Genomic DNA, 1547 nt, shown 5'->3' with positions numbered 1-1547 from the left:
GTAAGGATTCAGGTGGCAGAGTATTGACAAAGGTAACACTTGAGAGGGAGTATCACAAATATGAACCAAAACCTGTCTCAAGAATTAGACCGAGAAAGCTTGAACCAGTTATCAAAAGAGCAACTGGTGGAGATAATTATTGAGCAGAACAGGGTAATACGTGAATTACAGAAAACAATCTTAGAACTACAGCAAGAAGTAGAAAGATTAAAAGTCAGTAGAGATTTAGATAGTAAAACCTCATCGAAGCCACCGTCTGGGGACATCCTCAAAAAGAGCGAAAACAAAAAAGCACCGCCACAAGAAGAATCAAATCAGCCAAAAAAGAAGCCAGGCGGGCAACCAGGGCATCAGGGCAAAACCCGTAAGGGATTTGGCAGAATAGATCGTTATGAAATCTTGCGTCCTACAGATTGTGCGTGCTGTGGTCACAAAGCATTTGCTGATGCGGCAATAAAAGTAGAAAAACAATCTGTAGCGCAATTAGTAGAACGCCCAATTGAAGTAGTAGAGTATCAACGCCAAACCTGCGTATGTGAGTGCTGTGGAAATATCCAAACAGCCTCTTGGCCAGATGATATTATCCCAGGACAAGATTTAGGAACTAGATTGCAAGCGTTTTTAGGATGGGCAAATAATTATGCCCATATGCCCTATGAAAAACAACAAGTTTTGTTGTGGGAACTAGGACAAATTGAAATTGGACTAGGAACTTTAATTGCCACCAATGAAAGAATTCAAACAGCGATTGAACCAAGCATCATTGAATTGAGTAATTGGGTAAAACAGACACAACCGAACATTCATGTAGATGAAACACCTTGGTCAGTCAAGGGAACCAAAGAATGGTTGTGGGTAGTGGCTAATTCGGAGTTTTGTTTGTTTACTGCGGCTGACACTCGCTCCAGAGCAGAATTAGAGGCAATTTTAGGAACTCAATACCAAGGCATAATTGTCAGCGACGATTTTAGCGTTTACAACGGCTATCAAGCTTTTGCTCAACAAAAATGTTTGGCTCATCTACGCCGCCATTTCAAAAAATTAATTCAACTTCCCGGCCTTCACAACCAAGCTATTGGTGAAACGTTTGTTAGTTTAATTGATGAAGCCTTTAGAAGTTATGGACGATGGTTCCAGACACTTGACTCTACCAGTTACAACGATTGGGTCAATAAGTTCAAATCCAAGTTGCAATCCTCAATTGATCAATGGATTGATCAGGCAGGAGCGACAGCAGGGCAGCTTTTACGTTCTTTGCGCGATAAAGCTCATCAATGGTGGTATTTCCTTGAGCATCCTGAAGTTCCTCCTGATAATAATCAGGCTGAACGATCACTGCGTTTGGCTGTGACAAAACGTAAAGTTAGTGGTGGTTCCCGTTCGATGGAGCGTTTTCAACACACTGCCAATTTGTTGACGGTGGTGCAAACTTGTCGCCGTCAAGGTCGGTCTGTGATTGATTTTTTTGCACAGGCTCTAATTGCTGATTCTGATAATTCTCAGTCTTGCCCTTCTTTACTTCCGCAATATTAGACCTGAATCCTTAC

1 protein-coding gene is annotated in these 1547 nt (G+C 41.8%); it reads left to right on the top strand.

Features of this window, described 5'->3' with window-relative positions:
- Nucleotides 1–60 precede the first annotated feature (60 nt).
- On the top strand, nt 61–1533 hold the full coding sequence (gene tnpC / locus FNW02_RS38085) for an IS66 family transposase (RefSeq protein WP_191762624.1): 1473 nt from the start codon (nt 61–63) through the stop codon (nt 1531–1533).
- Nucleotides 1534–1547 lie beyond the last annotated feature (14 nt).

It is taken from the genome of Komarekiella delphini-convector SJRDD-AB1, assembly GCF_014831675.1.
Taxonomy (GTDB): Bacteria; Cyanobacteriota; Cyanobacteriia; order Cyanobacteriales; family Nostocaceae; genus Komarekiella.
The sequence above is the reverse complement of the archived record's forward strand: the minus strand, read 5'-3'. Positions and strand labels throughout refer to the sequence as shown.

Coding starts and splice junctions, on each gene's coding strand:
- tnpC (WP_191762624.1), top strand. CDS start 61: ATGAACCAAAACCTGTCTCAAGAATTAGACCGAGAAAGCTTGAACCAG.